6 protein-coding genes are annotated in these 7,448 nt (G+C 73.5%); 1 reads left to right on the top strand and 5 read right to left on the bottom strand.

The genetic code is table 11. The annotated features are described in order from the left end of the window. Positions 1–523: 523 nt before the first annotated feature. The 5 genes from proC to ABZ404_RS39010 form a co-directional block, all read right to left on the bottom strand. Positions 524–1,333 (bottom strand): pyrroline-5-carboxylate reductase, encoded by an 810-nt coding sequence (gene proC / locus ABZ404_RS38990; protein WP_358837815.1) that lies wholly within the window; start codon positions 1,331–1,333, stop codon positions 524–526. Between the two features lie 135 nt (positions 1,334–1,468). Next, positions 1,469–2,320, bottom strand: a complete 852-nt coding sequence (locus ABZ404_RS38995) for an ABC transporter permease (RefSeq protein WP_358991692.1) — start codon at positions 2,318–2,320, stop codon at positions 1,469–1,471. Further along, complete coding sequence (locus tag ABZ404_RS39000; protein ID WP_358837598.1) at positions 2,317–3,150, bottom strand: ABC transporter ATP-binding protein; 834 nt, start codon at positions 3,148–3,150, stop codon at positions 2,317–2,319. The genes ABZ404_RS38995 and ABZ404_RS39000 overlap by 4 nt, the downstream gene beginning before the upstream one ends. A gap of 787 nt (positions 3,151–3,937) precedes the next feature. Further along, a complete protein-coding gene (locus tag ABZ404_RS39005; protein WP_358837599.1) occupies positions 3,938–4,417 on the bottom strand; it encodes a hypothetical protein in 480 nt (159 codons plus the stop codon). Between the two features lie 31 nt (positions 4,418–4,448). Beyond that, the gene (locus ABZ404_RS39010; RefSeq protein WP_358837600.1) at positions 4,449–4,766 is read right to left on the bottom strand and encodes a peptidase; all 318 of its coding nucleotides are present in this window, start codon (positions 4,764–4,766) and stop codon (positions 4,449–4,451) included. 137 nt (positions 4,767–4,903) lie between these two features. Between ABZ404_RS39010 and ABZ404_RS39015 the strand changes: the two genes are divergently transcribed. Next, the gene (locus ABZ404_RS39015; protein WP_358991695.1) at positions 4,904–7,135 is read left to right on the top strand and encodes a serine/threonine-protein kinase; all 2,232 of its coding nucleotides are present in this window, start codon (positions 4,904–4,906) and stop codon (positions 7,133–7,135) included. Positions 7,136–7,448: the final 313 nt, after the last annotated feature.

The raw sequence follows: 7,448 nt of genomic DNA on the forward strand, positions 1-7,448 counted from the left end.
CGTTCCCGTTTCCGGGCCCTCCGGGCGCTTCCTTCGTTTCCGACTCTATCAGACTCTTTCGCGTCCGATTTCCCTGTCGGCGGGATTCGCTTTCCGGCCTTTCGGCCTTCCGGCGGTTCCGACTCTATCAGATCCTTTCGGGCCCGATTTCCGGTCTCCCGGACCAAGTCGGTTTGTCTTCCCGACTGTTGGGCCGTTCCGACGAGTGAGACTTTAGCGGAATCCCGGCCCCCGATGCCAATCGGGGCTGCGTCCTTATCGAACGCGGATTCCTCATTTCGCAAAAGTGCACGAAAAACGAAACGGCGATGATCGCCGTTCGGATCAAGTGGTTGGTGCGGAATGGCTGTCCGGGGACCGACCGGAGTCGGCGCTCACGTCGGACAACTCGGAGAACACTACGTACGGGCCAAGTACGTGTCAACCCCGGCCCGGGGGCCGTACGAGTGGTCCTCGGCGGGGGCCTCGACGGCCCTCCGGGCGGGGGTGCGGACAGCAGCCAGGACAGGGGTTCGGGCGGGGCTCAGCCGTTGCCCGAGGCCAGCTCGCGGCTGCGGTCGCGGGCGGCTTCCAGGGCGGCGATCAGGGCGGCCCGTACACCGTGGTTCTCCAGTTCGCGGATCGCGCTGATCGTGGTGCCCGCCGGGGAGGTGACCGCCTCGCGCAGCTTGACGGGGTGTTCGCCGCTGTCGCGGAGCATCACGGCGGCGCCGATGGCGGCCTGCACGATCAGGTCGTGGGCCTGGGCGCGCGGCAGGCCGAGCAGGATGCCGGCGTCGGTCATCGCCTCGACCAGGTAGTAGAAGTACGCCGGGCCGGAGCCGGAGAGTGCCGTGGCGGCGTCCTGCTGGGACTCCGGGACGCGCAGGGTCTTGCCGACGCCGCCGAAGATCTCCTCCGTATGGGCGAGGTGGGTCGGGGTCGCGTGGCTGCCCGCGCTGATGACGGACATGCCCTCGTCGACGAGGACGGGGGTGTTCGGCATGACGCGGACGACCGGGGTGTTCGGCGCGAGCCGTTCCTCGATGAAGGCGGTCGGGATACCGGCGGCGGCGCTGATGACCAGGCGGTCGGGGGCGACGTGCGGGGTGAGCTCGTCGAGGAGGCGGCCCATGTCCTGGGGCTTCACGGCGAGGATCAGGGTGTCGGCGCGCTTGGCGGCGTCCGCGTTGCTGACGGAGTCGACGCCATAACGGGTGCGCAGCTCCTCGGCGCGTTCCGGGCGACGGGCCGTGACCAGGAGGTTCGCGGGGTTCCAGCCGGCGCGGATCATCCCGCTCAGGAGGGCTTCACCGATCTTGCCGGTGCCGAGGACTGCGACGGTGTGGGTCATGCGGTCACCCTCCGGGTGGTGCGGGGTCGCTCCGTGGTGCGGGGTCTGGCTTCGTCATCCTCGCACCGTGCGGGCCGTGGGGGCGTGGGGTGTCCGAAGGGCGGTACGGGGTGGCCGCCCTGTTCCGTACGCGCTTCAGGAGGTGCGGCGGCGCAGGGTCGCGGCGCCCAGGGCCAGGACCAGCAGGGCACAGGCGGCGACGATCAGGATGTCGCGGACGAACGCGGTGGTCGGGTGGGGGTGGTGGACGATCTGGGTCATCGCGTCGACCGCGTACGACATGGGCAGGGCGTTCGAGACGGCGTGCAGGGCGGGCTGCATGGAGTCGCGCGGGGTGAGCAGGCCGCAGAGCAGCAGCTGGGGGAAGATCACGGCCGGCATGAACTGCACCGCCTGGTACTCGGAGGCCGCGAAGGCCGAGACGAAGAGGCCGAGGGCCGTGCCCAGGAGGGCGTCGAGCAGGGCCACCAGCAGGAGGAGCCACGGGGAGCCGAGGACGTCCAGGCCCAGGACCCAGAGGGAGACACCGGTGGCCAGGGCCGACTGGACGACGGCGAGCAGGCCGAAGGCGAGGGCGTAGCCCGCGATGAGGTCGCCCTTGGCGAGCGGCATGGCGAGGAGACGTTCGAGGGTGCCGGAGGTGCGTTCGCGCAGGGTGGCGATCGACGTCACCAGGAACATCGTGATCAGCGGGAAGATCCCGAGCAGGGACGCGCCGATGTCGTCGAAGGTGCGGGGCGAGGCGTCGAACACGTACCGCAGCAGGGTGACCATCGCGACGGGGACGAGGACCAGGAGCGCGATGGTGCGGGGGTCGTGGCGGAGCTGGCGGAGGACGCGGGCGGTGGTGGCGAGGGTGCGGGCGGGGGTGGGGGTCGTTCGGGCGGTGGGGGTGGCGGGGGTGGTCCGCCGGGTCGGGGTGGGGGTGGTCGTGGCCGGGGCCGTGGGGGTGGGGGTGGGGGTCGGGGGCGGGGTCGGGGTGGTCATCGTGTTGCCTCCTTCCCGGGGGGCGGGGTGCGGTCGTCGCGGTTTGCCTCGTCCACGAGGGCCAGGAAGGCCTCTTCCACGGTGGCCGTGCCGGTACGGGTGCGGAGGGCTTCGGGGGTGTCCTGGGCCAGGATCCGGCCGTCGCGCATCAGGAGCAGGCTGTGGCAGCGCTCGGCCTCGTCCATGACGTGCGAGGAGACCAGGATCGTGGTGCCCCGGTCGGCGGCGATGGCGTGGAAGAGGTTCCACAGGTCGCGGCGCAGGACGGGGTCGAGGCCGACGGTCGGTTCGTCGAGGACGAGCAGCTCGGGGGTGCCGAGCAGGGCGACCGCGAGGGACACGCGGCTGCGCTGGCCGCCGGACAGGCGGCCCGCGAGGGTGTCGGCGTGGGTGGTGAGGGCGACGTCCGTGATGGCGCGGTCCACGGCGGTGGTGCGGGTTTCGCGGTGGGGGCGGCCGGGGTGGAGTACGGCGGCGAAGTACTCCAGGTTCTGACGTACCGTCAGGTCGTCGTACACGGAGGGTGATTGGGTGACGTACCCGATCAGGGGGCGCAGGGCCGGGGAGCCGGCGGGGTGGCCGAGGATGGTGAGTTCGCCGGTGACCTTGGCCTGGGTGCCGACGATGGACCGCATCAGGGTCGACTTTCCGCAGCCGGAGGGGCCGAGGAGGCCGGTGATGCGGGCTTGGGGGGCGGCGAAGTGGAGGTCTTTGAGGACGGGGTGGGGGCCTCGGGTGACGGTTAGGGATGTGGCGGTTAGGGCGGGGGGTGGGGGTGGGTCTGATGTTGGGGGCGGAGATGGGGTCGGGGTCCGGGTGTAATTCATCATGTGTTGAATATTGCGTGGGGTGGGGGTGGGCGTCAAGGTGGGTGGGGGGTGCGGGGGTGTTGGTTCTCCCCGCCCCGCCCCTTCCCGAAAGCCCTCGGCGGGCGGCCGGGGGTGTATTCACCTGCGGGCCGGTGGGGGCTGGTCGCGCAGTTCCCCGCGCCCCTGAAGGCACGGGGCCTGCGGCCCCTGTGCCCGTCAGAGGGACGGTGGGAGGGCGCGGATAACGGCCGGAACGGCCGAGTAGAGGGGCAGATGGCCGGCGACGGCCGAAAGGCGGGGCCCTCGCCCGAGGGACTGAAGGCGCCTGCACAGAGGCGCGAGGAACCGCGCGCCCAGCCCAGCACAGCCCGCAGACGCCAACCGGTTACGCCCCACCCGGCCGATCAGGGGCACGGGGAACTCCGCGCCGAGGCGCCCACCGCCCCGCAGACCCCAGGTGCACGGGGACTGAGCGACCAGCCCAGCTCGGCCCGCAGAGGAACACGGGCTAAGGGGCGCGGGGAACTGCGCGACCAGCCCACCACCACCCGCAGACGAACGCGGGCTAAGGGGCGCGGGGAACTGCGCGAGCAACCCACCACAACCCGCACACGAACACGGGTTAAAGGGCGCGGGGAACTGCGTGGGCGGGTCGTCGTAGGGCGCGGGCGGGCAGGTGGCGCCGGTGGGCGTGGGGAAACGGGCGATCGGGCCGTCGCGTATGGCCGCGCCCGGGCGGGGGTGCAGCGGGGTCTGTCGGCGTTGTCCACAGGTTGTGGATTGGCCGCCGCGGAACGGCCGGAGGGGGCTAGCCTCGCCTCGGCCTCTTCTTCCCCTTGCGGCGTTCGTGGCGCTTCAGGGCCTCCTCGTACTCCCTGCGGTGCAGGGTCTCGCCGGGGGCCTCGCGGAGTGCTCGGAAGGCGTACGCCACCAGGGAGCCGACGAAGCCGATCGCCTTCAGGCCCTGGAGGGAGCGTTCGCGTTCGGGGTCCGTGGGGCGGGCCGAGAAGCCCTCCCAGGTCTTGCGGAACGCCATCGCGCTGCACAGCGCGAACATCACCACGACCAGGACCGTCACGAAGGCGCCGGTGTCCGCGATCTGGAGGCCCTGGTAGGCGAAGCGCAGCACGAAGCACGCCGCCACCGCCGCCACCAGCGCGCCGACCGCCACGCCGGCGCGGCGCAGGCCGTAGCCGCCGTCGTGGTCGACCCACGTCGTGCCGAAGAAGCGGATGGGCTCGGGCTCGGGGCCGCTCGCGCCTGTACCGCCGGCGTTCTGGTCGCTCATGGGGTCGATTATCCCTGCTGCCGGGGGACGGCTAGCCGCAGCGGACCGCCACGTACCCGTCGCTCCCCGTCCGTACGTACGCGTCGGACACGTACTGCCCGTTGGCGATGTTGTCCCAGATGTTCGATGTGCCGTACGGGCCGGCGACGGTCGTTCCGGGGCACTGGCAGTTGATCGGGACGCTCACCCCGGTGGGGAGCACCTTGACCACGGGGTAGCCCGTGCCGGGGCCGCTGCGGACGTTCAGCTGTACGCCCGGCGCCACCGGGTACCGCTTCGTCGTCGTCTCGCTCTGCACGCCCTGCACGCCCTGCACGCTCTGCGCGCCCGCGAGCTCGTCCGTAGCCATGTCTGGCCTCCCCCGTCACCGTCACTTTGCGTACGCCACGCACGCGACCCGCAGGCTAGCAAGCCCCTCGGGTCTCGCACGCATCATCGACTAGGCTCCGAGCGTCGCGCTCGGGGACGAACACACGGGGGTGGGCGATGCCGCCGTTGCGCAGCACGGGGCCGGGTCCGGAAGCGGAACGTCCGGGGGTACCGGAGTACGCCGGGCAGTATCGGCTGGAGTCGACGCTCGGCTCCGGCGGCATGGGTGTGGTCCGGCTGGCCGCGTCCGCCTCCGGCCTGCGTCTGGCCGTCAAGGTCGTCCACGCCGAGCATGCCAAGGACCCCGAGTTCAGGGCGCGGTTCCGGCAGGAGGTGTCGGCCGCGAGGCGGGTGAGCGGCGCGTTCACCGCGTCCGTCGTCGACGCCGATCCGACCGCCGCGCGGCCCTGGATGGCCACCCTCTACATCCCCGGGCCCACCCTCGCCGAGGAAGTGAAGCGGAACGGGCCGCTGGACGCCTCGCAGGTACGGCGGCTGGGGGCCGGGCTCGCCGAGGCGCTGCGGGACATCCACCGGGCCGGGGTCGTCCACCGCGACCTCAAGCCGAGCAACGTACTGCTCGCCGCCGACGGGCCGAAGGTCATCGACTTCGGCATCTCGCGCCCGTACGACAGCGATCTGCGCACCGAGACCGGGAAGCTGATCGGTACGCCGCCGTTCATGGCGCCCGAGCAGTTCCAGGCACCGCGCGAGGTGGGGCCCGCCGCCGACGTCTTCGCGATGGGCGCGGTGCTGGTGCACGCGGCGACGGGGAACGGGCCGTTCGACTCCGAGAGCCACTACATCGTGGCGTACCAGGTCGTCCACAACGAGCCCGATCTGAGCGGGGTTCCCGACGACCTCGTTCCGGTGCTGAGCGCTTGTCTCGCCAAGAAGCCCGAGGACCGGCCCACGCCGGACGAGCTGATGGCGGAGCTGCGCTCGGCGGCGTACGGGACCGAGGCCTTCATTCCGACCCAGCGTTTCAGCAACCCGGTGGAGAAGGTGCCGGGGCGGCCGTGGCCGGGCGGGGAGCAGGACGGCTCCGACGTGCCGACCCACCGGCGGGAGGCCGCGCCGCCCCCGGACGCTCCCCGGCGGGAGGCGCGTCGGCCGCTGCGGTGGGCCGCCGCCGCTGCCGCGCTGGTGGCGGTGGTCGCGGGCGCGGTGGTGGGCGTACGGATGGCCGGGGGCGGGGATGGCGGGGACGGCGGTGCTTCGCGGGGGGTGGAGGCGGGGGCGGGGCAGATGTTCACGCCCTGGGTGGTGCCGCTCGCCGGGCGCGGGAGCGGGAACCGTGCGCCGGCCTGCTCCCTCGGCGGCGGGGCGCTGTACTGCGCCGCGCCCGGGGTCACCGCGGCCCGGCTCGATCCGGCGAACGGGCGCGTCCTGTGGTCGGTGAAGGCCACGGGGGCGGCGGGGCGGGTGGCCGACGACGGGCAGCCCCGGATCTCCGGCGGGCTCGTCCTCGTGGCGCCGCCGGGCGCGGGCCGTATCGAGGCGCTCGACCCGGCGACGGGCGCCAGACGCTGGACCCGCCCGGTTCCGGCGCACGGGGCCCTCGCCTTCGGGGACACGTCCGTCCTGTTCACCACCGGCGGCGGCGAGGTGCGCTGCCTCGACAGCGCGAGCGGCGAGGAGCGCTGGCGCGGGCGGCCCGCCGCCGCGAACGCGCAGTGGGTGGCGGCGCCCGGAGGGGGCGCGCTGTACGCCGTGTCGGTGGCCCCGGATGCGGCGACCTCGCTGGTCAGCGCCGTGGCGCCGGATACCGGGAAGGTGCTCTGGACCAAGCGGCTGCCGGGCTCGCTGGGGGCGGTGGGGGCGAGCGGGGGCGCGCTCACGCTGCTTGCGGTGGACGCGGACAGCTTCACCACGGCGGTGGTGCGCCTGGACACCGCGAGCGCGGCCCGGACCGTCCGCCGTGCCGCGCTGCCCGCTCCGGTCGACCAGGCGCAGGCGGCGGTCGACGGGGACACCGTGTACGTGTTCGGGGCGGGCGGGGCGTTGCTGGCGGTGGACACCCGGCGGGGTGCGCAGGTGTGGCGCCTGGAGACGGGGGCCGCGCGGGCGTCGCGGCCGGTGGTGGGGGGTGGCCGGGTGTACGTGACGGCTTCGGACGGGCGGTTGCTGGCGGTGGATGCGGGGCGGGGGGTGCTGGTGGGGCAGACCGGGCCGCGGATGGCGTCGGGGCGCGACACCTTTGCGGCGAGTCTGCCGGCGCCGGTGGTGGGGGGTGCGGGCGCGGGGGTGGGTGCGGGTGCCGTTCCGGGTGCCGGTGCCGTGGTGTACGGGAGCGCGCCCGACGGGGTCGTGTTCGGGGTGCGGGCGGGGGCGCTGGGCCGGGGGTGAAGGGGTTGCCTGCCCGGCCGGGGCGCCGCTGTGCCCACCCGTGCCGCCCCTAGCGGCACGACTGCCCACAGCGGGGGGGTGTTGGGGGCGTGGCGGTGTTCGTCTGCGGGTTGTGGGTGGCTGAGTGCGCAGTTCCCCGCGCCCCTTAGGGGGTTGGGCCCGGCCCGGAAGGCGCCTGCGGGCGGGCTGCGGAATTCGTCTGCGGGTCGTGGGTGGCCGAGCGCGCAGTTCCCCGCGCCCCTGGGCAGTTAGGGGCGCGCGGGTGACGAGGCGGGCTTCCGCCGCACCCTGGCCGCCCTGCTCGACGCGGTCC

This window comes from Streptomyces sp. NPDC005878, from assembly GCF_040629815.1.
In the GTDB taxonomy this organism is placed as follows: Bacteria; Actinomycetota; Actinomycetes; order Streptomycetales; family Streptomycetaceae; genus Streptomyces.